General features: G+C 42.4%; 26 protein-coding genes. 13 read left to right on the top strand and 13 right to left on the bottom strand.

The annotated features are described in order from the left end of the window. Positions 1-3: 3 nt before the first annotated feature. The 3 genes from ACYX4W_RS19015 to ACYX4W_RS19025 all read right to left on the bottom strand — a co-directional run bounded on the left by ACYX4W_RS19015 (position 4) and on the right by ACYX4W_RS19025 (position 5,107). Positions 4-1,101 (bottom strand): carbohydrate ABC transporter permease, encoded by a 1,098-nt coding sequence (locus ACYX4W_RS19015; RefSeq protein WP_474810461.1) that lies wholly within the window; start codon positions 1,099-1,101, stop codon positions 4-6. Beyond that, entirely contained in the window at positions 1,098-2,351 is a 1,254-nt protein-coding gene (locus ACYX4W_RS19020; protein ID WP_476074214.1) for an ABC transporter substrate-binding protein, read from the bottom strand. Before ACYX4W_RS19020 ends, ACYX4W_RS19015 begins: the two co-directional genes overlap by 4 nt. A 104-nt stretch (positions 2,352-2,455) precedes the next feature. Further along, on the bottom strand, positions 2,456-5,107 hold the full coding sequence (locus ACYX4W_RS19025) for a TonB-dependent receptor domain-containing protein (RefSeq protein WP_476074215.1): 2,652 nt from the start codon (positions 5,105-5,107) through the stop codon (positions 2,456-2,458). 767 nt (positions 5,108-5,874) lie between these two features. Between ACYX4W_RS19025 and ACYX4W_RS19030 the strand changes: the two genes are divergently transcribed. Further along, the gene (locus ACYX4W_RS19030) at positions 5,875-6,141 is read left to right on the top strand and encodes a hypothetical protein (protein WP_474854707.1); all 267 of its coding nucleotides are present in this window, start codon (positions 5,875-5,877) and stop codon (positions 6,139-6,141) included. 461 nt (positions 6,142-6,602) lie between these two features. On the opposite strand, the gene ACYX4W_RS19035 is transcribed toward ACYX4W_RS19030, so the two are convergent. Both ACYX4W_RS19035 and ACYX4W_RS19040 read right to left on the bottom strand, forming a co-directional pair. Beyond that, positions 6,603-6,836 carry a hypothetical protein gene (locus ACYX4W_RS19035; RefSeq protein ID WP_474854705.1) on the bottom strand — a complete coding sequence of 78 codons (234 nt, stop codon included), beginning with the start codon at positions 6,834-6,836 and terminating at the stop codon, positions 6,603-6,605. Positions 6,837-7,002: 166 nt separating this feature from the next. Beyond that, positions 7,003-7,842, bottom strand: a complete 840-nt coding sequence (locus tag ACYX4W_RS19040; protein ID WP_476074216.1) for a LysR family transcriptional regulator — start codon at positions 7,840-7,842, stop codon at positions 7,003-7,005. A gap of 99 nt (positions 7,843-7,941) precedes the next feature. Between ACYX4W_RS19040 and ACYX4W_RS19045 the strand changes: the two genes are divergently transcribed. Continuing rightward, a complete protein-coding gene (locus tag ACYX4W_RS19045) occupies positions 7,942-8,556 on the top strand; it encodes a LysE family translocator (protein ID WP_474854701.1) in 615 nt (204 codons plus the stop codon). 62 nt (positions 8,557-8,618) lie between these two features. After that, positions 8,619-8,981: a cupin domain-containing protein gene (locus ACYX4W_RS19050; RefSeq protein ID WP_438823648.1), complete on the top strand. Its 363-nt coding sequence runs from the start codon at positions 8,619-8,621 to the stop codon at positions 8,979-8,981. 118 nt (positions 8,982-9,099) lie between these two features. Here ACYX4W_RS19050 and ACYX4W_RS19055 read toward each other — a convergent pair whose 3' ends face one another. Next, positions 9,100-9,315, bottom strand: a complete 216-nt coding sequence (locus ACYX4W_RS19055; RefSeq protein WP_476074217.1) for a hypothetical protein — start codon at positions 9,313-9,315, stop codon at positions 9,100-9,102. Positions 9,316-9,320: 5 nt separating this feature from the next. Further along, positions 9,321-10,337 carry a Gfo/Idh/MocA family protein gene (locus tag ACYX4W_RS19060; RefSeq protein ID WP_474854699.1) on the bottom strand — a complete coding sequence of 339 codons (1,017 nt, stop codon included), beginning with the start codon at positions 10,335-10,337 and terminating at the stop codon, positions 9,321-9,323. A gap of 88 nt (positions 10,338-10,425) precedes the next feature. Between ACYX4W_RS19060 and ACYX4W_RS19065 the strand changes: the two genes are divergently transcribed. The 8 genes from ACYX4W_RS19065 to ACYX4W_RS19100 all read left to right on the top strand — a co-directional run bounded on the left by ACYX4W_RS19065 (position 10,426) and on the right by ACYX4W_RS19100 (position 17,761). Next, positions 10,426-11,334, top strand: coding sequence for a LysR family transcriptional regulator (locus tag ACYX4W_RS19065; protein WP_474854698.1), 909 nt, complete (start codon positions 10,426-10,428; stop codon positions 11,332-11,334). 263 nt (positions 11,335-11,597) lie between these two features. Next, positions 11,598-12,194, top strand: a complete 597-nt coding sequence (locus ACYX4W_RS19070) for an NAD(P)H-dependent oxidoreductase (RefSeq protein WP_474854696.1) — start codon at positions 11,598-11,600, stop codon at positions 12,192-12,194. A 9-nt stretch (positions 12,195-12,203) separates the two neighbouring features. After that, the gene (locus ACYX4W_RS19075; protein WP_474854693.1) at positions 12,204-12,746 is read left to right on the top strand and encodes a redoxin domain-containing protein; all 543 of its coding nucleotides are present in this window, start codon (positions 12,204-12,206) and stop codon (positions 12,744-12,746) included. Positions 12,747-12,936: 190 nt separating this feature from the next. Next, on the top strand, positions 12,937-13,293 hold the full coding sequence (locus ACYX4W_RS19080; protein ID WP_039223413.1) for a hypothetical protein: 357 nt from the start codon (positions 12,937-12,939) through the stop codon (positions 13,291-13,293). A 3-nt stretch (positions 13,294-13,296) separates the two neighbouring features. Beyond that, on the top strand, positions 13,297-15,129 hold the full coding sequence (locus ACYX4W_RS19085; RefSeq protein WP_476074218.1) for a lipoprotein N-acyltransferase Lnb domain-containing protein: 1,833 nt from the start codon (positions 13,297-13,299) through the stop codon (positions 15,127-15,129). A 124-nt stretch (positions 15,130-15,253) separates the two neighbouring features. Further along, entirely contained in the window at positions 15,254-15,610 is a 357-nt protein-coding gene (locus ACYX4W_RS19090; protein ID WP_474854689.1) for a RidA family protein, read from the top strand. 198 nt (positions 15,611-15,808) lie between these two features. Beyond that, on the top strand, positions 15,809-16,597 hold the full coding sequence (locus tag ACYX4W_RS19095) for a lipase family protein (RefSeq protein ID WP_474854687.1): 789 nt from the start codon (positions 15,809-15,811) through the stop codon (positions 16,595-16,597). Between the two features lie 90 nt (positions 16,598-16,687). Next, entirely contained in the window at positions 16,688-17,761 is a 1,074-nt protein-coding gene (locus ACYX4W_RS19100; protein WP_474854685.1) for an ADP-ribosylglycohydrolase family protein, read from the top strand. Positions 17,762-17,888: 127 nt separating this feature from the next. On the opposite strand, the gene ACYX4W_RS19105 is transcribed toward ACYX4W_RS19100, so the two are convergent. After that, complete coding sequence (locus ACYX4W_RS19105; protein WP_474854683.1) at positions 17,889-18,977, bottom strand: Gfo/Idh/MocA family protein; 1,089 nt, start codon at positions 18,975-18,977, stop codon at positions 17,889-17,891. 212 nt (positions 18,978-19,189) lie between these two features. Here ACYX4W_RS19105 and ACYX4W_RS19110 point away from each other — a divergent pair, with 212 nt between their 5' ends. Beyond that, the gene (locus tag ACYX4W_RS19110; RefSeq protein WP_474854681.1) at positions 19,190-20,362 is read left to right on the top strand and encodes an AI-2E family transporter; all 1,173 of its coding nucleotides are present in this window, start codon (positions 19,190-19,192) and stop codon (positions 20,360-20,362) included. A 74-nt stretch (positions 20,363-20,436) separates the two neighbouring features. Here ACYX4W_RS19110 and ACYX4W_RS19115 read toward each other — a convergent pair whose 3' ends face one another. From ACYX4W_RS19115 to ACYX4W_RS19125, 3 genes are all read right to left on the bottom strand, one after another. Next, positions 20,437-20,934: a DUF6644 family protein gene (locus ACYX4W_RS19115; protein WP_474854679.1), complete on the bottom strand. Its 498-nt coding sequence runs from the start codon at positions 20,932-20,934 to the stop codon at positions 20,437-20,439. Positions 20,935-20,944: 10 nt separating this feature from the next. Then, a complete protein-coding gene (locus tag ACYX4W_RS19120; protein ID WP_474854678.1) occupies positions 20,945-22,753 on the bottom strand; it encodes a DUF6152 family protein in 1,809 nt (602 codons plus the stop codon). Positions 22,754-23,181: 428 nt separating this feature from the next. Then, positions 23,182-23,622, bottom strand: a complete 441-nt coding sequence (locus ACYX4W_RS19125) for a Dabb family protein (RefSeq protein WP_476075503.1) — start codon at positions 23,620-23,622, stop codon at positions 23,182-23,184. Between ACYX4W_RS19125 and ACYX4W_RS19130 the strand changes: the two genes are divergently transcribed. Then, positions 23,507-23,743, top strand: a complete 237-nt coding sequence (locus ACYX4W_RS19130; protein ID WP_474809344.1) for a hypothetical protein — start codon at positions 23,507-23,509, stop codon at positions 23,741-23,743. The genes ACYX4W_RS19125 and ACYX4W_RS19130 overlap by 116 nt on opposite strands. Positions 23,744-23,753: 10 nt before the next feature. On the opposite strand, the gene ACYX4W_RS19135 is transcribed toward ACYX4W_RS19130, so the two are convergent. Continuing rightward, positions 23,754-24,485: a HugZ family pyridoxamine 5'-phosphate oxidase gene (locus ACYX4W_RS19135; protein WP_474854676.1), complete on the bottom strand. Its 732-nt coding sequence runs from the start codon at positions 24,483-24,485 to the stop codon at positions 23,754-23,756. 48 nt (positions 24,486-24,533) lie between these two features. Further along, entirely contained in the window at positions 24,534-25,364 is an 831-nt protein-coding gene (locus ACYX4W_RS19140) for an ABC transporter ATP-binding protein (protein WP_474805083.1), read from the bottom strand.

The raw sequence follows: 25,364 nt of genomic DNA on the forward strand, positions 1-25,364 counted from the left end.
ATGTTATCCATCGCTTTGCTCCTTAATTCCTAATTTCTTCTGGAGAAATACTAGTACGAGTGTTATCCCTCCAAGAACGAGCGCGGAAGCACTTGCTACTCCTATTTGTGGTGATGTGCCATCGGGAAAAGCGTAGTGATAAACGTAAAATGCCAACGTAATCCTTGACTCAAGTGGAACGCCTCCCCCTAGCAAAGCTACTTGATCAAACATTTGCAATGTCCCAATAATACCCATAGTGATGACAACAAAAGTAACTGGAGCAAGCTGGGGCACAGTAATGTGCCAGAGCTGTTGCCATTTGTTTGCTCCGTCAACCGTCGCAGATTCATAAAGATCATCAGGAATGCCTTGTAACCCTGCAAGGAACAGAAGCATGAGTGTTGGGACAGTGGTAAATATATTTTGTATAACGATGGCCCAAAGAGTCAGTGGCAGAGGCCCCACCATATCTCTGGTGCCAAGCCATGAGACAACAACGGAAGAATCTTGGCTACTTACTAACCCTGTATTCTTAACGAATACACAAATGCTAAATGCAACGAGTAGACTAATAAGCGCATAGAACGGGTCCGTTACTCTAACTCGCTGATTCCTTTTTCTTCCTGAAACTACGAGTGAAGCCTGACAAGCAATAAACCCAACAATAAATGTGAGTATGAATTGTTGGTTGCTAGTAATGTTTTGTAAAAGTTGATTTAAAAAACCGTTCTTCTGATACACCCATACAAAAATGAGCGTTATTGCCGCACTAGACATAATACTCGGAACATAATAAACGGTTCTAAAAAAGCCTTTTGCCTTTATTTCAGCGTTGAGCGCAACGGCGAGAAGCAAGGCAAGTGTCGTTTGAATTAGCGTTACGATGAGTGAAAATGCAAACGTATTTGTCAGCGCTCTAAAAAACAATGGGTCAGAGAACAGATTGACGTAGTTTTTAAAACCAACCCACTCAGGAGAGTTGAAGAGGTCGTAACTTGTAAAGCTATAAGCGATTGTTCTCAGTAATGCATAGAAGAAAAAGAGAACCAGCGATAAAGCAAACGGAGATATAAGTAGCCAACCAAACGCGTTGTGCTTGAAAGATGATGATAATTTCATTTGTTGGCTCCGACTTTTTTGAACATTTCATCATATGCTCTTTGCGCCTCTTCAAGCGCTTCCTCTTCGCTTAACTGACCTAACATGACGGAAGACAGGGCAATCTGTATAGGCTCTAACCATTGATTACCATACTTCCCAAAGCTGAAAGTCATTGTATTGTTGACCTGAGTACCTTCTTGTATAGTTTTTGCTAGCTGATTTTTTGGCTCTTGCGAGTCATAATAAGGATGGTCGTCTAAAAGCGTTGAACTAGGGATCGCTAATCCAGAAGATAATATTGTGGACTGCGCTGCATTGCTGGTTAAAAGTTCAATGACTTCTAGTGTAGCCTCTACGTCTTCAGCATTTTTATTTACAGCCCACCCGGCTGAAAATAGCAGATTTCCTCTTTCACCAGATACGGGATCTTTTGGAAGCAGTGTACTTCCGTAAAGTAAGTTGGGGGATTTGTCTCGTAGGTAGCCAGCAATCCAACTTCCCTCAATGGCTATGGCCGTTCTTTCGATAGCGAAACAACCCCCCCCCCAATTTTGACCGAGGTCCGAGGGCAATTTTGCTAGACCACTAGCATGTAATGAGAGATAGAACGAAAAAGCTCTCTTAAAATTTTTGTCAAGTATGGTTCGACCTGTTTTGTCAAAGGGCTTCCAGCCAGTAGCAAGTGCAAATGGAGCAAATCGATTGAAATCGGTACTTATACAAAGTCCTGTGACGCCCTCATCACCTAATTCTTCAACTACTTTTTCTAGTTTCGACTTTAAGTCACTCCAATCATCATTGTTATCTGGAGGTGTAACACCTGCATCTGTGAATACATCGTGGTTAAAGACTAATGCGATAGCATTCATGTCTTTAGGTATCGCGAATAGTGAGTTGTTGAAAGTAAAGTTTTCTAAAACTTTTTGAGTAATGTTCGCTCTTGCTGATTTTAGAGACTCTGGAAGAGGCAGCAACTGGTTAGTTTGAATCCAGCTTTGAGCGACATCGGTGTTGACGTAAAATGCATCAGGTGCATTACCTGAAGACAATGCATTTAGAACATATTTAGGATAGTCACTCTCAATCGCGAAATAGGATACATCGATATTTCGCTTATCAAACTCATCCTTAAGTGTCTCTTCTAACAACAGCTTCATGGCGAAGACGTCATTTCCACCATACCCAGCAATAGTGACTTGTTTCTTTGCGTACACACTTTGACTAAAACAAGCGATACATATAAACGAGACGAGAGTTCTAATTATCATTGATGTCCCTGCGAAAGAGTATTGATCAAACTTTAGTAGACTTAGAAATATCAATTGTGAATAGGATAAGGACAGGAACAAAAGCGCCTGTCCTTTGGCTTTATTTAGAATCTATAACCTACGCCGAATACAACGTTTCTACCAAGTAGCGGTCTCCCATAGAACCCATCCGCCGCAACGCTTTGTTCAACAATCGACTGAGGTCCACCAAACACACGTTGAATTGACTCTTCATCTGTCAGATTCTGAACGTTTATTCGAGCGTACCAGTCACCTTCAAGGCTTTCGAAATTAAGGCCTGTGTTAACTTGTGTGTAGGATTCAGTATAGTTTGAGTTGGCATCATCGAGAGGCACCTCATCCACATAGCGAAGCACTACATTGAAGTTCAAATAGCCATAGTCACCCAATGTCCATTCATAGTCTAAGCCCAAATTACCAAGCAGTTCAGGTTGGTTTGCTATCTGGTTACCATCGATAGATGTCAAATCACCTATCGCGGCATCAAGTTGATCTTGTGTAACATCAAAGCCGGGGCGAGGGGTCGCCGAGCCGCCACTAGCAAACTCTGGCTTTTGATAAGTACCACTAATATTCAGGCTCAATGCATCAGTGATATCCCAAACAGCCTCAATTTCAAGGCCGACTGATTCACGGTCTGTTTGGAACTGAGCAATGACTTCTTGTCCATCAATCGTAAGACCTCGTTCCTGAATATCACCATCCTGCGTCAATCTGAAAATGTTGCTGGCAATAGTAAAGTCACCACCATCATACCTAGCTCCAAGCTCTATCACATCCGTGCCTGTAGCACCTCTTGGGTTTGGCAAATGAGCTTCTGTATAGCGACCATAAAGAGCAAAGTTGTCTTGTACTAAGTAGTTCGCACCGAACGTATAACTCCATTCTCTAGTCGTAAAGTCTTGGTCAGTTCTAAATGAACCATCGTATCGCTGAATTGCAGATACAGCCGGGGAAACTGTTGTGCCGGGCTCAGGAAGCGCAACTTGGTTTGGCCCGTCTCCAAAAAAGTTAACTGTGTTTGCTCTTTGAATAATGTTTGAGAACTCATCGTGTCGAGCACCCACATCGAGAGTCAATTGATCAAGTTTGATTTCATAATCAACATAAAAAGCATTAATCTCATCAGTAATTGCTTCTCGATTCAACCAGTGGTTGTGGGTCAAGAATCCATCATCCGTAAGTGTTACTTGATCTCCGTTCGCATTTTGCAGATTTACATCCACTCTGCCTGCCTGAGGTCTTAAGTCAATCAAGAACAATTGCTGACGGTTATCCTGTTCCCTGTCCATCTTCATGTAGTAGTAACCAGCAGAAACGTAATGTTCAGCATTGTCAGTATCGAAACTATAAGCCAACTCTAAATCTTGCTGGAAACTGGTAAATGGATTGTCCTGATCAAATGCGGCAACAGGCATGAATATCCCATTTCCATTTGCAAGCGATGTCGCAGTCGAACTTGCTTCTCCTGCATCAATGATCCCGTTGCCATTTGTATCGGCAATTGTACCGTTATCAAGGACAGCCCCTTGTTGATTTGTGACTGTATATCCGGTTGGCGCAAAGCCTTCTGGCAGCGCATAACTATAGTTAACTAGACCTGCACCCATCGTATTTGTATTTAGCATGTTTGGAACAAGAGATTCTCCTGTTTGAAAATCACCGCCTAACGCAAACCCAGCAGCGTAATAACCTGAAAAGCGAGAACTAACGCTGGTGTACCTATTTCGGCTGGTAAACTCAAGCGCTGAACCGTCTTTTAAGTCCCAGTTCTTTTTCAATTCCGTGCCTAAATAAGTCATGTCGGAGGCATTACCGTCCAACAAATCCAATACACTAGGTTCATTGGGTGCAGAAAAAGTATTTGAAAGGGCGATTTCTCGGCTTAGTAAAGAACCTGTAGTAATGTCTGGACCACCGGGGAACTGCTCAGGATTTGCTGGATCACCGCGCAGTGGAACTGCTAAGTAAACAATATTATTCTCTTCAAAGGTACGTCCAGACATCTTGAAGTGCCCAGATCCATCTTCAAAATGGTATTTAAGACTTCCGTGAAGGTTGTAGCCTTCGTTTGCTGGAAAATCGACTTCTCTTACACCGTCGTCCGTCGTGTAATATCCGGCAAGCGTATATTCGAGTTGTTCGTTAATAGGACCGCCTAACCATAGCTCAGTTCTAAACATTCCGAAGTCAGAAGTTTGAAAAAATACATCGCCCGATTGCTCTTGTGTTGCTTCCTTATGTCGGAAGTTAATAACCGCGCCTACTGCTGCAGTTCTCAGAATAGGTGCATTACCACCACGAATTGTATCAATTCCTCCTGTTGCGTTACTCACCCGATATAGAAAGTCAGGTGCATCCCTCATAATAGGAATTCCATCTTCCTCGAACTCCAAAAATTGAGTACCGCCTGCACCAACCCCACGAAAGCGATACTCATTGTTTGTATTACCTGAAGTATTTTCGACTTGAAGAGAAGGAATATTAGTCAACGCGTCTGAGATGTTTCTCGGTGCCTGACGAGCAATTTGTTCTTCTGTAATTTGGGAGAATGGGACTGAAGCTTCAATCAGTCGTTTTTGCATGTTCCCTATGACAATAATCTGCTCAAACGTTGACTTTTCTGCTTCAGGAGAGTCTACCTGCTGCTCATCTGTCTGAGCGATTACTTGTCCTGCCAATGCAAATGAGACCGCAAGAGCAAGAGGTTTAATTGTTTTTATGTGCATGTTCATTGTGTTACCTCGTGTGTCCTAATTCTACTGTCTGAAAACTAAAATTCGAAGCCAAAAGAGTAATCGTTTACGTAAAGTTAAACCATACAGCAAAAATTGTAAATACCAAGTAAACAAAAAAGTGTACTTTAACATCTATGGTGCCGCCTAACTGCTATATCTCTACATAGAAGAAAAATTAAAAACAACCACACGAGCAAAAAACCAAAAAGTAAACGTTTACTTTAATGACAAAGAATCAATAACTTGACTTCATGATCGTGAAAAGTGCTTCGTTCGAATCGTTGATAAACTTGGGACTGACACTAGAAGCAATAAGGAGTTTAATAATGTTTATTAATTGCTAAGTGAAAAATTTGAGCCGCTTTGGAAACTAAATAGGACTGCATTGTCAGTTGTATGAGAACTTTCCCCATACTCAAAAGGCAGTAAGATCAAAACTTTGCTGTCTTTTTTGTAAGTAGCTACATTTATCACTGCTCCAGCTACCAACATACGGCACAAAAAAACAGTTGAAATTAAAGGTCGTCAATATGTCAAAGTGGATGATTATTCTAGTTATTTGTAGTGCAGCGGCAGTCATAGCAGGCTATCACTACTACAAAACTCAGACCCATTGGGTAACTTCGGATGATTACAAGAGGCCAAGTCAAAATCCGGCAAAAACCTTAGTAGTCAGCTATTCAAGAACAGGGAATACAGAAATCTAACCAGCCCCCTCGCGCGGCGACCAGTCAAAGCCTGCCCGCTGGGAAATCTCATTATATATGCTTCGTCATCTTGGCACTGAATGGCGACATTACCGAGAATACCAGGCACTTTATGGGCAGGCTTTCCCAGATCAAGCATATCCGTTGTCAGAGCTTTCAAAGATAGAATTGCCCTCCCAGTATATTTTTCATTTCTGGTTCGACTTTGCATGGCAAGTCGGACTAATAGAAAAACGTGAAAGCACCGATGAAAATACAAATGGATTTTCCAAAGAAATCATAGCTACGCCTCTGTTTATTGAACTGATTTCTGCGCACATATGAATCCGTTGATAAAAAACGTCATTTACTCTAATCGAATGTGTGCTGCATCAGTAATCATAGCGTCTTCAATAAACATCAATTTATTTGTTATGGCATGGAATTTAAAACCAAAACACGCCGTTTATCTGAGTCTGATAGAAAGGGATTCCACCTAAACCTCATCACCTTTGTTTGGGGCTTCATGGACTGGGGGAGGGAGAATCGGGTAAAGTGGCTATAAGCATTTTCTTTGCGAAAAGCTGTTAGTCATGCAAAGAATTTGCAAAGCGTCATTATTACAATTTAACTTACTGATTTGAAATAATTATTTCAAACACTAACTTTTCAAAATCCGCTGCTAGCGATAGCGTGGCGGTTCAAGTCCGCCCACTGGTACCAAACATTAAACCAACTTTTCAGTCGGTTTTTTTTGTGTCTGAATTTCAGCAAATCGCCACGCAAACGTGTCGGCCGAGTGTCGGTCAAATCAAAGCCCGCCCACTGGTACCATCTTCTTCTTTTAGAAGCAGATACTGAAACCGACTTTTGAGTCGGTTTTTTTGTGTCTGAAGTTCAGCAAATCGCCACGCAAACGTGTCGGCCGAGTATCGGTCTATCCAAGCCCGTTCACCGATGCCATCTTCTTCTTTACAAGCAGATACTGAAACCGCACTTTGAGTCGGCTCTCGCCCATAAATAAAAGGATTAGCATTCATTTTACCCTGTTGATAACACTATCCCGTCTAGTAACCGGCATGGCACAACGACTCATCACTCTTATTCTGCAATCCCCAAGGTCGAAAATATGCAATATACATCATAAGCACCTGTAATTTAGATTAAATGCATAACTCGAACTTATCAGGGGTACAATTCGAAAGCTCAGTCTCCCAACCATTGCTGAAACCGCTCCTCTTTTGCTTTCAGGTTTTGTGAATGTCGTATTAGTAAGTAATTATGCCCTGACGGGCAAAAACCAAATGGAGCAATAAGCCTCCCAGCTTTAAGGTCGTCAGCAACTAACGGAAGTGAGCCGATTGCTGCTCCCAGACCATCAACCGCAGCCTGTAGACAGAAGTAAAAGTGATCAAACGATTGGTTAGACTTATTCAGGTGAAGAGCATGATGTGATACCGCGATCCAATCATCCCAAGCATCTGGACGCGTTTTACTATGAAGCAAAGTAATACTCGCATGATTGTTCTGGATCATGTTCCAATACTGAGGAGACATTACCGGGCCAACCCATTCTTCAACCAAATTGTGTTTCGCGTAGTCAGAAGGTATATCAAAGTCATCTCGGCGGATTGCCATTGCCAACCCCGCCTCACTTAAAACAACGGGGCCGCCCGCTGTAGACAGCCGGATATCAATCTCAGAGCTTTGATAGAAATTTGAAAGCCTTGGCATAAGCCAACGCATAGTTAATGTTGGTTCACAGGAAACCTCAAGATAATCATTTGTTGTTTCTTTTAGCTTACTGATGCCAGTATTTAACGCATCAAAAGCTACATTGGTATATCGCTTAAGCAACTCCCCGTCCTGAGTAAGATTCATTCCCCGACCATTTTTATAAAACAATGTCTTAGAAAGATACATTTCTAACAGTTTTATCTGTTTACTTACTGCTCCGTGAGTTATATACAGCTTATCTGCCGCTTCACTATAACTGGTAGATTCTGCTGCAATATGAAAAACATGAAGGGCTTTAAGGTGTCTCATCTGTGATTTTTTCTCACACTAACTAAGCGTTTATTTCGATTATAACTCGCTCTTTAGTCATTACAATGACGGTAAGCTAGAGGAGTAAAGAGAGTAGAAATGGAAATAATCAGCTATGCAGCTTTAGGCCTATTAATCGTTGTAAGCCCAGGGCCAGACTTCATATTAGTATTAAAAAATAGCCTATGTAGTGGAAGGAAGGCAGGATTAATGACTGGAATAGGCATTGGCCTTGGCATTTGTATTCACGTTAGCTACTCAACATTCGGAATTAGTCACTTTTTATCACATAACGAGGCTATTTTTGGTTTAGTTAAATACGCAGGCTCAGCGTATCTGATCTATCTTGGTCTCTCAGGATTGTTTAACTCGAAACTTACCATTGACATTAAGAATAAAAAGACGGTTGATAGCAGTGCTAAGAAATGTTTTGCACAAGGCTTTTTGTGTAACGCATTAAACCCTAAAACAATGTTATTTTTTCTCAGTGTGTTTAGTCAACTGGTGTCACCGGAAAGTGAGAACAACTTTATGTTTGTATTGATATATGGTCTGTACATCACGTTACTACACATTATTTGGTTTTGCTTTTTGGCATTTCTTGTTACATCCACCAAGGCTCTCGGTACCTTTCAGCAATTTAGTCGCATTATAAATCAAGCTTGCGGAATGGGACTTGTGATCTTTGGTGTGATGTTATTTACCAGCAATTAATCGGACATCGAACGTAACTTTTTTATTTAATAGAAACAATCAACGTAAATATCGGAAAAATAATGGCTAACGCAATAAATTTAAAAGATAAATTTGGAAAATTTAATGATTTTTGGTCTCCTCGGGTTATTTCGGAGTTGAACGACTATCAAATAAAACTAGCAAAATTTGAGGGAGAGTTTACTTGGCATGACCACAAAGATACCGATGAGCTATTTTTTGTTATCTCCGGCTCTATGCGCATTGAGCTTCGAGGAAGCTGTGTCGAATTAAATGAAGGGGAAATGTACATAGTTTCTAAAGGAGTCGAGCATAAGCCTGTAGCAGAAAAAGAGTGTCACGTAATGCTCATTGAGCCCAAAGGCGTGGTTAATACTGGTGATACAGATAGTGGTCTTAGAGCTGAAAACGACGTTTGGATTTGACGGCCACTACCACTTGTATATTTTGGGGATAAGCGAGACTTATTCTCAATAGCTTTGAAAAGCTATTTATAAGAGAATTAAGACACTGATTTATAAGAACAAAGTACACGATAACCTTTCAAAATCCGTTGCTAGCGATAGCGTGGCGGCCGAGTGTCGGTCCAATCAAAGCCCGCCCACTGGTACCATCTTCTTCTTTTAGAAGTAGATACTGAAACCGACCTTTGAGTCGGTTTTTTTGTGCCTGAATTTCAGCAAATCGCCACGCAAGGGGGGTCGCCCGAGACTTCGCTTCATCGCATGGGGACCAATCAAGCTCGGACTCAGGTGCCATATCTTCTATGCCACTGCATCCCAATATGCGTCTAGCAACCTCTGGGTTAATAGGGCCAAGTGTTGCGCTTTTGCATTTTCGGTCGATTCCACATCCGATGTTAGCGCCGCAAAATTTCTCATCATAAAGACTGACTGCGCTTCTGAGGAATCTGCTTCAATATATTGATGCTCGCTGGGTTGCTGCATTTCTTTGCGCTTAGTAAAACCGACAACATGGTCTTGGTTATCAAATGCAAAACCATTCTTCCAATCAAGTACATAGTCAGACATGCTAAATACTCCCTCATGACCCAGAATATCTAAATCCATCAGGCACGTTCCAACGTTGTAGCCAAAGTCAAAGGTAGACGATTTGCCATCTTCAAACACTGCAACGCCCGAACCTCGGATGACAGCATTGGTTTCCTCGTCCCTAACAATTGCGCCAGAAATTTGTTTTAGCGGTGCCGTAGGCTTCAAATACTCGGCAATGGCCCGCATTGAATACCAAGTCATGTCACCCACTGCGCCTGTCGGCTCTTTTGAGGTATCGAAACGGATGTTAGTTTTATCCATGAATGGGAAGAAAAAAGACGTTCTAACCGCTTGTGGTGCACCTATTTCCTTCTCCATTATGTCATTAACGACTTTAGTCCGCGGATTATGGGTGAAATGCGTAGCGTCCATAAAGCTAACACCATTCACATTTGCTGCATTTATCATGTTTTCTAGTGACTTTGCGCTTGAGTAAGGCTTTTCCACCAGCAAATGCTTTTTGTTTTGTGCGCCATAAATCGCAATTTCTTCTTTGCTTGCCGTTGGTGTTGCTACATAAATTGCATCAATCGAGTCTGACGCTAACATCTCTTGCCATGTATCAAACACGAGGTTAATGCCATGCTCATCAGCAAATGCTTTAGCTGAAACCGGGCGGCGACTTGCCACGGCTGCTAATTCAATACTTTCTACCTGCTTTACTGCATTTGCGATAATACCCGCTATCATGCCTGAACCAACAATACCTAAACGTAACTTATTCATACTTACCTCCAGTGATTAATTGACGGGAAGTTTAAGTACAAACTAGAATCACAAGAAATGAATAGGTTAAATAACACCAATCCAATTTATGAATATCTCAACCAAAGACGTAAACTTACTTTATGTATTTAAGGTTTTATTTGAAGAGAGGAACTTATCCAATGCAGCTAAACGCATGGCTCTTAGCCAGCCTGCACTTAGCCATAAGCTAAATAAGTTAAGGAATGAATTCGATGACGCGCTTTTCGTAAGGGCAGCTAGAGGCTTAACCATAACCCCATTAGCTGAACAAATTGCGCCGCTCGTATTGCAAGCCGTTCAATCTATCGAAGGCTTATATCATCAACTCGAATCTCAAAACTTTTTACTTAATGAAGATATTGTTCACATATATACGACAGACTTTATTGAGCAACTGTTATTGCCTGATCTGCTAACGCGAATAGAAACGAAGGCACCAAACCTTAAAATAGTCTGCCACAATACCTTGGGCAAAGTGCCCAAAAAAGAGTTGGAAACAGGCGAATGTGATTTAGCTATTGCAGGCTTTTACAATGAGTTACCTGATACCTTTTATCAGCAAAAACTAAGAGACGAGTCTTTCGTTGTTTTAAGTAGCAGCGAAAAGCTTGCCCCAACAGCGCAACTAGACCTAAACACTTTTTTAGACGCTAGGCATATCGTCACTACACTAACCGGAGATCTTGACGGAATAGTAGATAAAGCACTACGTAATCTAAACTTAACCAGAAATGTTGTTGCTGGCGTTTCAAGTTTTTTAACGCCCCCGCTTATTGCAAAAGATACAAACTGCATTTTAGTGTGCTTGGAGTCTATCGCTAAAATGTATGCTTTCACTTTCGACAGATTAACCATACATAAGTGTCCAATTGACTTACCAAAGGTAAACATTAGCCAAATATGGCACGGACGCACGCATCAGGATCCAATGAGAAGGTGGCTAAGAAATGAAATACACCAAGTCTTGTCTAATTGAATAGAGTGAAAATTTACTGTTTGCCTAGAAGCAATAAAAAATAAGCTTCGTTGCAGTAAGCGCTTGAAGGCTGCAATAAACTTCGCTCGACAACCCACATTCTTTAATCACTTAACCAATTGATTCAAAGTCAATTTATACAATATCCCATTAATCCCCAACATAGTTACTAAAACACTACTAGTTGTTTAAAGTTAAAAGGTCACTAAAATAAACTACCTATAAGCAATAATCTTTATTCAATTTTTTTTGGGAGTTTTGAGATGACCACCACAAAAGCAGGCAATGTACTAATTATTAATGCACACCAGTATTACCCTTTCTCGGAAGGCAAGCTAAACGCATCTTTCGTCGATAAAGCAGTAACGCTTCTTGAAGCTAAAGGCTATAACACTCGTGTAGTGACAATGGCCGAAGAGCACAACGTTGAAGAACAGTTGGCCCATCATCAGTGGGCTGACATTGTCCTTCTACAGGCACCAATTAACTGGATGGGTGTGCCATGGTCTTTCAAGAAGTATATGGATGAAATCTACACTGCAGGTATGGGTGGAGCCCTATGTGCCGGCGATGGTCGCGTTGAAGAAGCGCCGAAGAAAAACTACGGCACAGGCGGTACCCTTACCGACGTTAAATATATGATGTCTTTAACCTTCAATGCTCCAGAAGAGTCATTTAACGACAGCGAAGAGTTTTTCGAAGGTAAATCTGTAGACGATTTACTATTTCCAATGCATATGAACTTTAAGTTCTTTGGCATGAAGCCAATGGAAACTTTCGCTAGCTTTGACGTAATGAAAAACGCCGATGTAGAAAACGATTTCAAACGTTTTGAAGCCCACATCAACAAGCATTTTTAAGGATTTATCATGAGTACTGAATACACCAATAAGTTACATGCAGGTTCTGCCTTTCCAGATATTTCAGCAAAGCTGTTAAATGGCGACACTAAAAAGTTAGCGACACCTGAGAACGGTCTTGATTGGAAAATGATAGTGGTTTACCGAGGGCAACATTGCCCACTGTGCACTCGATACCTCAATCAACTTGAGAGTGTTAGAGGTTATCTTGCCGAAACTGGCGTAGACCTTATTGCGGTGTCTGGCGACGGTAAAGCGCAGCTTGAAAGTCACCTGCCTAGGTTGGACATTAACTTTCCAATTGCGTACGGCTTAACGGTGGAGCAAATGGAAGAATTAGGCGTATATATCTCTGATCCAAGATCTCCTCAAGAAACTGATCACCCGTTTTCTGAGCCCGCGCTGTTTGTTGTGAACAATGAAGGTAATGTGCACGTCGCTGATATTTCTAACAACCCATTTGTTAGACCTGAGTTAGAGACATTAGTAAGTGGTTTGGGCTGGATTCGTAACCCTGATAACAACTACCCTATTCGCGGTATGCACAAATAAGCGCACTGATGAAGTTAGTGTCAGGGTTACTTGGCACTAACTGCATTATCTTGGCGCATACGCTTACTTATATTTGCCCTCTCCCACCAGCAGACCAATTTAGAAACAATCTTTATTTGATTTTTATAGCGCAAACATTATATTAACGCTCGTCGAAAATTCGACATTCAAAATCAGAAAGGGAAATATAATGAAAAAAATAATTGGACTAGCTGCTGCAAGCCTTATTCTTACCTCAGGTTGTGCCACAATTCTTACCGAAGAAACACACAAAATAAACGTTACAACAACTAGCGGTGAAACGACTACAGTTACTGTTGATGGCATGTCTCAAACAGTTCCTGGTGTAGTTACTGTTAAGAAAGAGAACAAAGATAAAGTGCTAGTTGCTGACGATGCAAAATGTACCGACGTTAACTTGAACAAAGAAGTCGAATCTGCGTTTTTCATCAACATTATTAGTGGCGGTGTATTCGGTTCGTCTACCGATTACGGCTCAGACAAAATGTGGAAATACCAAGATTCAGTAAGCGTACCTTGTAAATAAGATATGTTTACTCGAATTCTAAAAGGAAGCATTCTTGCTTCCTTTTTTTTGATTTTTTCAGCTAATTCCACGGCCAGTGACGTTACTCAAACTAGCTACTCGAAAGTTGATAGCGCAACGTTACAGCAAATAGCTAACGACCCGTTGTGGCACCTATTGTTACAACTAAAAAATGGGAAGCCAATTACTAACGACACCTCTATCTATATATCAAAGTCGTTCGTCAGCCCGTTGGCCGAAGCGCAAGCTACCATAGACCTTTTTCAGCGTAATACCCAAAACATTTGCAACTACCCTGCTCGTTTACGGCTGCTCAAGCGTTACATACCAGAATTCGAATCTATTACCCCTGCCGAGCACTGCGCAGAATATCGCAAATTTGTTGAAAGTGTTCCGGCCGATAGTATCAAACTAATTTATGCCTCAGAAAATGTTACATCTGCGAGCTCTATGATGGGGCATATTATGCTTCGACTAGATGGAACTAACTATAAAGGCATTCCCGTTAAGCACGGTATTACGTTTTTTACAGAATTAGACTCTTTAAACGTCCCTCACATCATGTACGAAACATTGATGACAGGAAAAGAAGGCGTATTTAAGGTTGCTCCTTACCAAGAATTTGAGCAGTTTTACCTCTATGAAGAGCAAAGAAATATTTGGCGATACACGCTAGATTTCAGTGAGCAGCAGCGCCACTTTGTACAAGACTACATATGGGAATTGGGACAGCAGAGCCCCGCTTATTTTTTTCATATATTCAACTGTGCCACCGTTACTCAGTTGTTGGTAAATATTGCTCGTCCTGCTCATCTAAATCAGGTTGCAAGCTGGCTGACCCCTCTTGATGTTGTTAAATTTGCACAAGCAAACTCTCTCGTTGCATCAACCCAATTTGTTCCTTCTAACAAATGGGAAATAACGACGTTAGAAGAAAGTATCGGGAGTAAACGCGCGTCTGCCATATCTTCGCATTTAGCTCGCGCTCAGCTAGATTCATTATCACTTTCGTTTGTTGAAACCAAATACGCACTGGCGCTTAATCAATACTTTAGGTCAGCTCAAACAATTTCAGAACAGAAATATCAAAAGAACTCCGCTGAAATTGCAGCGTTTGATGCTAAATATCAACACCTTTCTTTAGACGTGTCTGAGTTTCCTGTTCCTTCCACTCGCCAGCAAGAAGGATATGTTGCTGCCGGCTTCACTCATCAAGACAGCCGTTCGTTTATGTCAATTCGAGCCTTTCCTGTTGCAAGAAGGCTAGCCGACGACAACAGAAGCATGATTGGTGAAACCGAGCTTATCTTGGCCGACGTTGAGTTCAGAGTTGGTTTAGAACAAAGCAACTTAGGTGATATCTATATGGACAAGGCCATGCTTTACCAAATGGTGTCGCGGGTACCTGTTACACAAAATATAAGCAACTGGTCATCATCATTTAACATAGGGCTAAACCGCGTGCTAACTGACGAGCGAAAACGCAAACTCATTGTGCAATCGGAGTTTGGGTTAGGCTTAACACGTGAAGTAATGCAAGGTTTAGGGGTGTATAGCGACATCATAGTAGGTGCAGGCGCTAACAAGCACGAAGCATTTGTGTACGCCAAACCCGTTATTGGGCTATATGCATATACAAAACTGAATAGTAAGTTGGCGATTAGCTTAAGTAGGACCTTCAACCAATATGGAAGTGATGAGCCAATCGATGCAGCATCACTTAGCTTGCACCAATATGGTTTCGAAAACATCGCGTTAGATTTTGAAGTGAATATACAGAAAGTTGCCGATGAATATGAATCTAGCGCAGCTTTTATGTTGGGTTATCGTTTTTAATTTACTCATAGTGGGATGTATTGGGGTTACTTCATTTGGTGCTGCCTAACAATTGAAGTCCCCCACCAAACCAATTAAAGTCGCTCAGCACAAACCCTTCTCACTTCTTAAAAGGCTTTAATTAATGAACATTGAACGAATGGAAACTAAGCAGCGCATGAGTCGTATTGTGAAGCACAATGGCGTCATCTACTTATGCGGGCAAGTATGCGCAGATGCCACGCAAGATATTACTCATCAAACTCAAACCATGTTAGATAAAGTCGACAGTCTGCTTATACAGGCAGGCAGCGATAGAAAGCATATGCTTTCAGCGACCATTTACCTTAAAACCATGGATGATTTTGCGAAAATGAATGAGGTGTGGGACAACTGGGTACCAGAGGGTTACGCTCCGGCGCGAGCTTGTGTTACAGCCGATATGGCGCGTGAGGCTCTGCTTGTAGAAATCTCAGTTGTTGCTGCTGAGATTGCAGACTAAGCATTAAAAGCAAGAACGGATTCTAGGCTCTATGATTGATGATATACCGCAATTGCATAGAGCCCTTCCATGCTAAATTTATCCAAATTTTTCTCGCCGTAATATCTCTGAAATAAATATCCTATAGCGTATAAGGTTCTCTGAAAGTGCCGTCAAAAGCACTATTTCAAAACGCACATTGCTCCGATACGAGTTTTCATGAAGAAATTGAAACGCTATCAATACGAACGATATGCCATCCTCTGTCAACTCGCCTACCCCGATGCCGACGCGCAATACGAAAAAATACTCGACCCTTTTCATGAACGACATCTTGTCGATAAGTACGGCAGAATGAGCGTGAGGATCCTGTGGGTAGAGAACAAAAAAGAAGTCATCATCGTTTTCCGAGGTTCCTTAGGCTTCAAAGATTGGTTTGCTAACCTGTTTTTCATACCCTATAAATTGCACCAGTTAAATAGAAGTTTCTTTGTCCACTGGGGGTTTGCCCGATTACTTGCGCAACCTATGTACTCAAGTACAAAAACCTCTGATGACGCCTTACCACTCAGAGAACTACTCGTAAAAGTATTAGAGCCACTTCGTGCACAAGGCAAACGGTTTTCATTTATCGGTCACTCATCCGGTGGTGCGGTCGCCGTGCTCATGGCCGATTATTTCGAAAGACGGTTCCCTAAGTCAGTAAAAAGAGTGGTTACCTTTGGGCAACCTGCTGTTGGCACCCGCTCTTGGTACAAGCATTACTTGTTACACCATCGAACGTATCGCATTTGCTGCGACCTAGACGTTATTACCTTTATGCCTCCCTTCCCTTTTTACTTCTGGCATGTGGGTAAAATGCTGTGGCTGCATGATGATAAAATTTATGAAAACACGCCTACTCACAGGCGATTTTTAATGTCTCTTAAAAGCTGGTTGTTGCGCCCTATTACCTACCACTACATGCGAAAATATATCCGCAACAAGTCTTTGTTTGACGAGCATTAAAGCGATCATTTTTGGCCATTTGCGCGTAATTTAAATGAGTTAATACACGCATACCCATCCCAATGAGTTAGTTGGCAGGCGAGAGGAAAGATGGCTTCATTAATGGTAGAACGCGCAAGAGCAGCACTCAAAAACGCATTTGTCGGCGACGCACTCGCTATGCCGGTGCACTGGTTTTACAACCCTGCCGATATTTATAAAGCCTTTCCATTAGGTATCGAACAATTTGAAGATGCTCCAACGTTCCACCCCTCTTCAATAATGTCGCTACACTCTACTCAGCAAGGTGGACGGGCAAACAAAGCATCAGCTAGCCAAAAAGAGATAGTGGGTGAGGTTATTCTAAAAGGAAAAAGGCAGTACTGGGGTAAAGACAACGTTCATTACCATCAGGGAATGAAAGCAGGTGAAAATACGCTTAATGCCCACTGTGCCCGTATTGTTTTAACCTGCGCGCTTAAAGGCTATGACGCAGATGAGTTTTTAAACCAATACATTAGCTTTATGCGCGCCGATGTTCCTAAGCACCCCGACACGTATGCCGAGTCTTATCACAGAGGTTTTTTCGCAAATCTCGTACAAGGCATTCCGGCAGAAAAATGTGGAGCGGTTACCCACGATACAGCTTCGATAGGGGCTTTTGTATCAGTAACACCTTTAGCGGTAGTAGAAGCAGCTAAGAACACTGCGCTTAATGACATCAAACACCTGTGTCGTAAGCATCTATATTTAACTCATCCCGACGAGTCGTTAGCTTCAGTCTGTGATTACTATGTAGAGCTGATATACAAATTGGTTCACCGCCAAGATGAATCACCCAAAGACATTTTAGATGAAATTGCGCGTAACTCAGCAGGGTTGAACTTGCCGTCCCTTACGGCAAAAAACAAAAGCGATATTGAAGTTGTAGGGCGCATGTATTCGCCAGCGTGTTATATCTCAGACGCCTGGCCCGCCGTTTTGTATTTCGCATACCGCTACGCAGATAATCCGAAAAGAGCGCTTGTAGCAAACACTAATGTGGGCGGTGACAACGTGCATCGCGGTTTTGTGTTAGGGGCCATACTAGGTTTAATGCACGGGGCAGAAATAATGCCATGGTTTAGTGAATTAACTGATGCGAAAAAGCTAAATTCGCTGATCGATTCGCTCGCCGAGGAATAATTAGGATATAAAAGTATTGTAGTTTAAGGCTGTGTACTTTCAGGGCGAAGCGAATGTCTAACTGAGCGCATTGTAAGCTACTAATTAATGATGTTCGCTTCACCCTAGTTAACTTTGTGGCAAAATCTTACAGCGTAATCGTTTGACCCGTTTTCGCTGCCTCAAATATCGCGTTAACAATCTTAATATCAGCAAGCCCTTCACTACCAGGTACCATTGGCTGTCGCCCAGTTAATATGGCTAGGGCGTCGTTATCCATTTGAAGTGTTTGCTGCATACCGTCAATAGGTGGCAGTGTTTTCCCATCAGATGTTGTACCCGTAACACCGTTGTAGCTCTGCATTGGTTTTAGCTGATACCAACCGTCTTTACAGTCAGCTTTAAAATGGTTAAACCCTTTTACTACGCTAGTGCCGCAATCCGCCACCAGCCCGTTACCAAAGTCCATGGTGAATAAGGTAGTTTCATCAACTTCAGTAAACTTGTTTGGGAAGCGCTTTGGAGGATGACTACCGGTAACAGACAAGGGCTCTCGCCCCGTTAAAAAGCGCGCACTGTTTATTGCATAAACGCCCATGTCATAAAGGGCACCGCCTCCCATATGCTTTTTCATACGCCAGTTGTCAGCTGGTCTACCCTGCCCCGCATAACCAGCGAAGCTCGACACGGCAGTTATATCTCCGTAGGGTTTCGTTTCAAGGTATTGATGAAAAGTGCGGGTATTAGGTTCGTGCTGCATGCGATAACCAATAGACAGGGTCACATTATTTTTACTACAGGCATTGATGATGGCCTGGCACTCCTCACTATCCATGGCCATTGGCTTTTCACACCACACGTGTTTCCCCGTATTTGCGGCTTGCACTGCGAAGTCTTTATGCGTACCTGTGGGGGTAACGACATAGATAATGTCGATATCGTCGTTATTCGCTATTTCTGCCATTGAGCTGTATGTATATACGTTGGGGTCTTTAATACCGTATTTTCTTTGCCACTTGGGAATTTTTTCTTCGCTACCCGTGATGATGCCTCGCAGCTCGCAATGCTTGGTGTGCTGTAGCGCTGGCGCTAATAAATTTGTGCTGTAATTGCCTAAACCAAGCAAGGCTACGCCTAGTTTCTTCTTAGGTGTCTGAGCGAGTAAATAAGGGCTGTGGGCAACGAGTAAACCTGAACCCGCTATTTGAAGGAAGTGACGACGAGTAATACCAGGCATTAGCCCTCTCCATAAGACAATAATCCATGTTTGATTTTAATAGTGCTTTACTTGCCTATACAGATCACCCAAATATTGTCGAAGAAGATACGAAGACTAGAGTTTGAAGGAATTGAACTTTAAACATGAAATTTTCGTAATATTTATACTCTTTCTTCTTCAAGATTGACGAAAAAATCGCGCAAATTTCGCTTCTCACCCAAGGCTAAGACATGGATAACGCTGGCTCTACTAACGAACAACAACGAAAGAATTTAACTGGTGCGTACCCTAAAATAGCCAAGCAAACTAAGTTGCTGAACACCCTGGTGATCTTCGCCTTTATTTACACCATGTATTTAGCGAAATCACTTCTAATTCCACTGTTCTTTTCAGCTTTTATAGCCTTACTACTCAGCCCACTTGTCGCCATTGCTAGAAAGGTATATGTGCCACGGACAATTTCGGCTGGCGCTCTAATTGTACTGTTGGTAGCCCCCTTTACTTTGTTATCAGTACAGCTCGCTGAGCCCGCCGAACGTTGGCTACACTCCCTACCTAAAATAGCTGCCGAAATAACGGAAGAGATAGAAGAAATTAGTAGCAGTATTGACGCCTTTACTACCCCTCCACCTCCTCCCGAGACCGAGACCGAAGAAAGAGAGTCTTCGATTTTTGATTGGTTTGGCGACAAGGATGAACCCGATATTCCGGAGACTCAGTCTGATAAAACAAATTCAGTGACCGACAAAATTAAGCAAACCGGCATTGATATGGGTTTAACGCTTTTTAGTAGCGCGCCTTTTTTGCTAGCGCAAATGCTGGGCTGTGTAGTATTAATCTTTTTCTTGTTAGTTTTCGGTCCTAACCTGTTTCACGTTTTCATAAGAGACTTTCCCGTGGTTACGGATAAAAGACGAGCATTAGTGTTAGTCGATCAAATCCAACGGGAGCTTTCTTCATACATAGTAACGATTAGTATTATAAATACTTGTTTAGGGCTGGCTACCGCAGGCGCATTTCATTACTTTGGTATCGAAGATGCCTTATTGTGGGGGGCACTAGTCGCTTTAATGAACTTCGTACCCTATTTAGGTGGCGTTGCTAGCTGCGTTGTACTTCTTGTTGTGGGGCTAGTTCAGTTTGGGCTTACAAGTAGTGTATTTTTACCCGCGGGGGTCTTTCTTATTTTAAATATCACCGAGTCTCAGTTGATCACACCGGCTGTTTTAGGACGAAGTATGCAGCTTAATCCACTCATTATTATAATTTGGATAGCAATAACAGGTTGGTTGTGGGGCGTAATTGGTGTGTTGCTTGCTGTACCTATCTTAATGTGTGTGAAAATAATACTGGCAAACTTAGGGGTGTTTAACCACTGGATAAGGCTTATTGAGTCGAAGTAACACCTTCTTATCTTGCTAAAAATACGACTTCCGTTGCAATGAAAATATGGAAAGATGTAATAAGTGAGTTTTATTTAAGGTGTTTCTAAATAAGGAATGAAGCGACCTAATACGATAACGCACAACCATAGCGCTATAGATAACCAAGCCACTACCGCTGCTTCTTTGCCTATCGTTGGTGGCTGGTGAGTCTTATGTAGTTGCGGTTTTACTCTTTTTACAAAGTAAATCGTATTAACACCGGCTAGCCCAATAGCCAGCATCTTAAGCCCGAAAGCAAGGTTAACTAGGTATCGTCCAGGGTCGCCTACTACAAATAAGACACCCGAAATCAAATTAATAGCAAAACCGATAAGGGCAAAACGGAGAAACAACTCAACATTGTTTAGCGGAATTTTTTTGGCTACACCTACAAGACGTAAATCTACGATCAGCAGAGCCCCAAAAAGCATGCTCAAACCTAAAAAATGTGCCATTTCTAATATTGGAAATACTGCGGCATTGTCCATAACGAAATGATTAAGCTGGCTTGATTGTAATGTATCGATCACTGTGGATAGAAAAGTATTCATTTTTACGCCCCTAACCTGTGTAGCCAATCAAGCGGCCAGCAATAATAGCAAACACCCAACAAAGCAGTGCGACGACAGCCAGCGTCTTATGCCTTTTATCGTTTTCGCTTGGTGATGACATCGCTTTTTTGACCATCAACTTAGTAAAAGTAAGCCCCAAAATGACCAATACAATTTTTACTCGAAAAGCCAAGTTGAAATAAAGTTCGGAAGCGTTACCGAAAAACAAAGCTGAACCAGATAAAAAGTTAATCACGAAGCCAACCAAGCCTATCGACCAATAGGGAGTAAAGGACGAAAGAGGTATGGTTGACGCAAATCCTAAAACACGAGCACATAACATCAATGAAACGCCCACCATAATCGCCATACCAATCGCATGCAGCGAGAGGATAATGGGATAGCCCCATTGCGTGCTTGATACAGTTGTTCCAATTTTTGTCTCTTCAAACCAATACAAAAGAGGTTTGACCGATTGACCTGCTCCAACTTTTTCTGAGGCACGTGTTACACCTACCCCACCTAAACTGTCTGACCCTCGTTCAGCGGTTAGATCTTCACATTCGTAGTCTATGTATTGGTCGCTGGTGAAGGTTACCTGATCTTGCCCTTCCATTGGTGACGCTAAATATAGTGGGTCTGTTATCGTATATTTTCTGGTTAAAACAGTGCCATCTTCACTTAACGTAAAGCGCTCTACAATCGTCATCTGTGTACTGTTCTTAGCTGGAGAAGGTGGGCCTGGTCTTCCCTCGGGGCCACTTCTCCCCTCACTAGGCATACCTTGTTCACCGTCTGGGCGTGGTGGTCGGTTTGCTCTTTCTTGCCCCGGTGGCGGGCCGCCAGGATTACCTCCAAGAGGCGCCATTATCCACCCTTCATCAAACCCTGTGGTTGTCACAACTAATTCCTCTCCTTCCCAATGTCCAGTAGAAAAACCGGCACGATTAGGCTGATAGTCTTTTGGAATAGTAGTGCCATCTAGATAAATAGTACGCTTTAAGTTCATGAAGCCGTATGTCAACGTAATACGTTTATCTGTTTGGTCAATATGATTAACCATCATATCGAACCACCAGTCCATAATGATGTTAGTTGGCTCACATTGATATCGAGGATTATCAGCGGATGTAGCGTCTTCAACCGCTTTTTCTCCGGCAGACGTTAACACTGCTTTGCCTCCGCCCCCGCCGGGAGGGCCTTCGCCTGAGCGAACCATGACCCAATTTCCAGCCATATTCAACGAACCATCTTCGCGAAGACGCTCACGCGAACTTGGGTCTACGGTCTGCTCTGGAGAGGTGGTCTCAACATCGCCGCCTTCATCATGATGAACGTCCTCTTCATGATGGTCCTCGTCATGCTCTTCAGCGTGATAGTCTTTGGAAGGCTCGTCTTCTAAAGCCCCTTCACTTGCTACAAGTACATTCCCTTGTTCATCAAACTCGCTATTTCGTGATGCAACAACGCCATTTTCAAACGTAATTTCTTTCATGTAACAAGTAGTAGGATCGGTTCTGTCTGGTGAACCTTTAATGGAAATAAAGCTACCCGTTTTGAAGAGCGACTGAGTCCAGCCTCTTCGCTTCAATAATGAGCCAGACTGCAATTCGCACCGTTTGTTTGTAACCTTACCTGTTTCATCAATTGAGTCGAAATACACGTAAGCATGTGGGTTAACAAGACGTACCCTAGTGATGTTACCGCTAAACTCGACCGTGGCATTGGTATCGAATTGTCCGCTACTTCCGTGATGAGCGAATGCTGACAAAGACATTATTAGCGCAGCAAATGCACAAAAATAAGCAAAGTGGCGCATTACTTTTCCTATATAAATGGTTTTGAAATAGTGTCACTAGCCACTTAGGTTAGACATAGTTCACACTACTAAGAAAAGATATTCAAAGTAGAAAAATATCATAGTGAATAAGTTTTCCGCTCACCATAGGATAAGTGTAAAGATGGGTTAAAGCTTGTGCTTGAGAGTAGAGGAATTATTGCCTGTTTAGCCACTGTGCCGTATTTTACTTCACATCAATTACTCACTATCCAAATTACCTCTTACCCTTCAGAAGAAGCCTCTCGATGTGAGCCAGAGCATATTAAGTCAACCTTTCACAATGCGCGGTACGATAGTCGCTCCACTAGACAGTTCAGCTGTGGGAAGTACTAATTTACTCGTTACCAGCTTTCATAGACTGTGAAAAAAGTGACCGTTAACTATGATATCCAAGCCGTCAATAAGCCCTATACCGAAACAGAATCTCGCACTACAACCTTGCGCCATAAACCCGAACACTGCTCGACAAACTGCTTATGAATGGGATGAGATTGGTATTCATCTTGCGCTTCAACACTTTCGAAAAACATGAGCTCAGACACATCAAAAGAATTATCAATAACATCGCGCTTTAAGGTATTGGCAGGTACGCCAATGTGAAGGGAATGAATTTGCGGTATAGCTTTTAGAGACTCTAAGCCAGCTATCAACTTCGCTCTATCTTCATTGGAGCCGGGATTGTTAAGCCAAAAATAAACCATATGAAGTATGGGGGGAAGCATACTACTTTTCATGCTTGAATACTTAGCAGAGGCTGAAGGTATAGAACTTGGAGAACTGGCACTAGCAGGTAATGCAGCAAAAGAAGCCAGTGCGCCGGCACTCGTTACAAACTTTCTACGTTTTATATCCGTCATCTTTGATGCTCCATGGTTAAGCGCTTTATCGAAGGTCTACCTACCATCGCACTATGACGAAAACGAAGCAACTATAGCCAGCTATTATTTAAAACAGCCAGCTATCGTCTAAACTGCAGCAGCTATGACACCGCTTTTGGTACATTAAGCGCTTCCCGGGCGTCATTGGTCAGTTTCACTAACGCTTTCCTTACATCCGTCGAAGACGCGCATAGCTCCTCGAAGGGGATAAACCAAGTCTGTTTTTCTGTACCGCAATGCATGCCTTCTGGAAATACACTGTGCATTATCGGCGCTTCAACGTTAACGCCTATTTTGTGCTGCAAGATAAGCTGCATCGCGTCCTGATGGTCTTCATTCATATGGGTAATCATGCCCTCTGGTGCGCTATGCCAGTCTTGGGCTTCAACGCGCCAATAGTTTTTATCAACCCAATGGATTTTTCCGAACCCACCAATAAAACGGACTCGCTCAGTACGAATAACGTAAAAATTGAAGTCGTGAGTTTGCTCGTATTTTTTAGCTTGTGGGAATAAACGAAGATACTGCGCTTTCACGTCATCTTGGTTCGCTAGCTCCGCACTCCCCATAATAGTCACGCGACCATTCGCCTGAGAGTCATCTTCACTAGCATCGAAAATGGTTAAGCTAACCTTGTCGTTCGCTTTAATATTGCGCGTATGCAGAGCGATATCGCTGATGTAAATAACTGCGTCACCGGCAGACGTTAAATAATAAGGTACAACCGAACCAAAAGGGTAGCCGGGCATTGATGTTGAATGCGTTCCCAATACACCGCTATGATGGGTCCGGCTTAGCTGTTTTGCTTGAAATGCAATATCTTGCATACTCATGGTTAACTCCGTTCTTGTTTATCGGTTTTCGCTATATTTTCGCTATAGTTAATGTGTGACGAAAACTTGTTTTTGTTCGTTTTTAATTAGGTTTAACTGGGTGTGATAGCACCGAGATAGCATATCGGTAGTGAGCACTTGCGTTGGTGCTCCGTCGGCTAAGCAACGCTTTTCACCCAGTAAAATAAGTCTGTTGCAGTAAGGCGAAATTAAATTCAGATCGTGACTTACGCAAATAATGCAAAGCCCTTTTTCTCGTAACGCGACCAGTTGCTGCATGACCAGTTTCTGGTGACGTAAATCCAGCGCTGAGGTGGGTTCATCTAACAGCAAAAGCTTGCCTTCCAACGTCTCATTCTGATCACTTGGCAATATTTGAAGAACTGCCTTGGCTAAAAAAACCCTTTGCCTTTCTCCGCCAGATAAGGTTTGAATATTTCGAGTAAGTAAGTGCGTAATGTCGAACTGCTCGGCTACAAGATTAATCAGACGACTTTTGTGTTCTAGCGATTCAATATGCTGATACCGCGCCAAATGAAGTAGCTCGTCGGCGATAAATCCAAATGGCGTTGCAGCGCTTTGTGCCATCACTGCACGCTGCTTTGCTAACTGGTTTGCGCTTAGCGAGCTAATCTCTTGCCCGTCAAGGGTTAGCGTTCCACCAGATGGCGTTTCTACACCACTGAGCATACTTAGAAGCGTAGATTTGCCACATCCGTTTTCACCCGCTATCGCTGTAAATTCGCCAGTGTTAAATGACAACGATATTTGCTCTAGCAAGCGCTTTTTACCTCTGGCAATGACAACATTTTTTAATGTAAGCAACTCAGTGTTTAACCGTTTATCGTTATCGCTTTGCTCTAAGCTTTCAATTTTCAT

Source organism: Alteromonas sp. ABH4_454 (genome assembly GCF_056311775.1).

What these genes read in the sequence shown, in the direction of transcription:
- ACYX4W_RS19110 (WP_474854681.1), top strand. Translation starts at nt 19,190, where the DNA reads ATGGATAACGCTGGCTCTACTAACGAACAACAACGAAAGAATTTAACT.
- ACYX4W_RS19095 (WP_474854687.1), top strand. Translation starts at nt 15,809, where the DNA reads ATGAAGAAATTGAAACGCTATCAATACGAACGATATGCCATCCTCTGT.
- ACYX4W_RS19140 (WP_474805083.1), bottom strand. Translation starts at nt 25,364, where the DNA reads ATGAAAATTGAAAGCTTAGAGCAAAGCGATAACGATAAACGGTTAAAC.
- ACYX4W_RS19055 (WP_476074217.1), bottom strand. Translation starts at nt 9,315, where the DNA reads ATGGCACCTGAGTCCGAGCTTGATTGGTCCCCATGCGATGAAGCGAAG.
- ACYX4W_RS19135 (WP_474854676.1), bottom strand. Translation starts at nt 24,485, where the DNA reads ATGAGTATGCAAGATATTGCATTTCAAGCAAAACAGCTAAGCCGGACC.
- ACYX4W_RS19090 (WP_474854689.1), top strand. Translation starts at nt 15,254, where the DNA reads ATGAACATTGAACGAATGGAAACTAAGCAGCGCATGAGTCGTATTGTG.
- ACYX4W_RS19060 (WP_474854699.1), bottom strand. Translation starts at nt 10,337, where the DNA reads ATGAATAAGTTACGTTTAGGTATTGTTGGTTCAGGCATGATAGCGGGT.
- ACYX4W_RS19030 (WP_474854707.1), top strand. Translation starts at nt 5,875, where the DNA reads ATGCTTCGTCATCTTGGCACTGAATGGCGACATTACCGAGAATACCAG.
- ACYX4W_RS19120 (WP_474854678.1), bottom strand. Translation starts at nt 22,753, where the DNA reads ATGCGCCACTTTGCTTATTTTTGTGCATTTGCTGCGCTAATAATGTCT.
- ACYX4W_RS19040 (WP_476074216.1), bottom strand. Translation starts at nt 7,842, where the DNA reads ATGAGACACCTTAAAGCCCTTCATGTTTTTCATATTGCAGCAGAATCT.
- ACYX4W_RS19100 (WP_474854685.1), top strand. Translation starts at nt 16,688, where the DNA reads ATGGCTTCATTAATGGTAGAACGCGCAAGAGCAGCACTCAAAAACGCA.
- ACYX4W_RS19085 (WP_476074218.1), top strand. Translation starts at nt 13,297, where the DNA reads ATGTTTACTCGAATTCTAAAAGGAAGCATTCTTGCTTCCTTTTTTTTG.
- ACYX4W_RS19050 (WP_438823648.1), top strand. Translation starts at nt 8,619, where the DNA reads ATGGCTAACGCAATAAATTTAAAAGATAAATTTGGAAAATTTAATGAT.
- ACYX4W_RS19035 (WP_474854705.1), bottom strand. Translation starts at nt 6,836, where the DNA reads ATGAATGCTAATCCTTTTATTTATGGGCGAGAGCCGACTCAAAGTGCG.
- ACYX4W_RS19065 (WP_474854698.1), top strand. Translation starts at nt 10,426, where the DNA reads ATGAATATCTCAACCAAAGACGTAAACTTACTTTATGTATTTAAGGTT.
- ACYX4W_RS19070 (WP_474854696.1), top strand. Translation starts at nt 11,598, where the DNA reads ATGACCACCACAAAAGCAGGCAATGTACTAATTATTAATGCACACCAG.
- ACYX4W_RS19105 (WP_474854683.1), bottom strand. Translation starts at nt 18,977, where the DNA reads ATGCCTGGTATTACTCGTCGTCACTTCCTTCAAATAGCGGGTTCAGGT.
- ACYX4W_RS19020 (WP_476074214.1), bottom strand. Translation starts at nt 2,351, where the DNA reads ATGATAATTAGAACTCTCGTCTCGTTTATATGTATCGCTTGTTTTAGT.
- ACYX4W_RS19130 (WP_474809344.1), top strand. Translation starts at nt 23,507, where the DNA reads ATGCTTGAATACTTAGCAGAGGCTGAAGGTATAGAACTTGGAGAACTG.
- ACYX4W_RS19015 (WP_474810461.1), bottom strand. Translation starts at nt 1,101, where the DNA reads ATGAAATTATCATCATCTTTCAAGCACAACGCGTTTGGTTGGCTACTT.
- ACYX4W_RS19115 (WP_474854679.1), bottom strand. Translation starts at nt 20,934, where the DNA reads ATGAATACTTTTCTATCCACAGTGATCGATACATTACAATCAAGCCAG.
- ACYX4W_RS19080 (WP_039223413.1), top strand. Translation starts at nt 12,937, where the DNA reads ATGAAAAAAATAATTGGACTAGCTGCTGCAAGCCTTATTCTTACCTCA.
- ACYX4W_RS19045 (WP_474854701.1), top strand. Translation starts at nt 7,942, where the DNA reads ATGGAAATAATCAGCTATGCAGCTTTAGGCCTATTAATCGTTGTAAGC.
- ACYX4W_RS19025 (WP_476074215.1), bottom strand. Translation starts at nt 5,107, where the DNA reads ATGAACATGCACATAAAAACAATTAAACCTCTTGCTCTTGCGGTCTCA.
- ACYX4W_RS19075 (WP_474854693.1), top strand. Translation starts at nt 12,204, where the DNA reads ATGAGTACTGAATACACCAATAAGTTACATGCAGGTTCTGCCTTTCCA.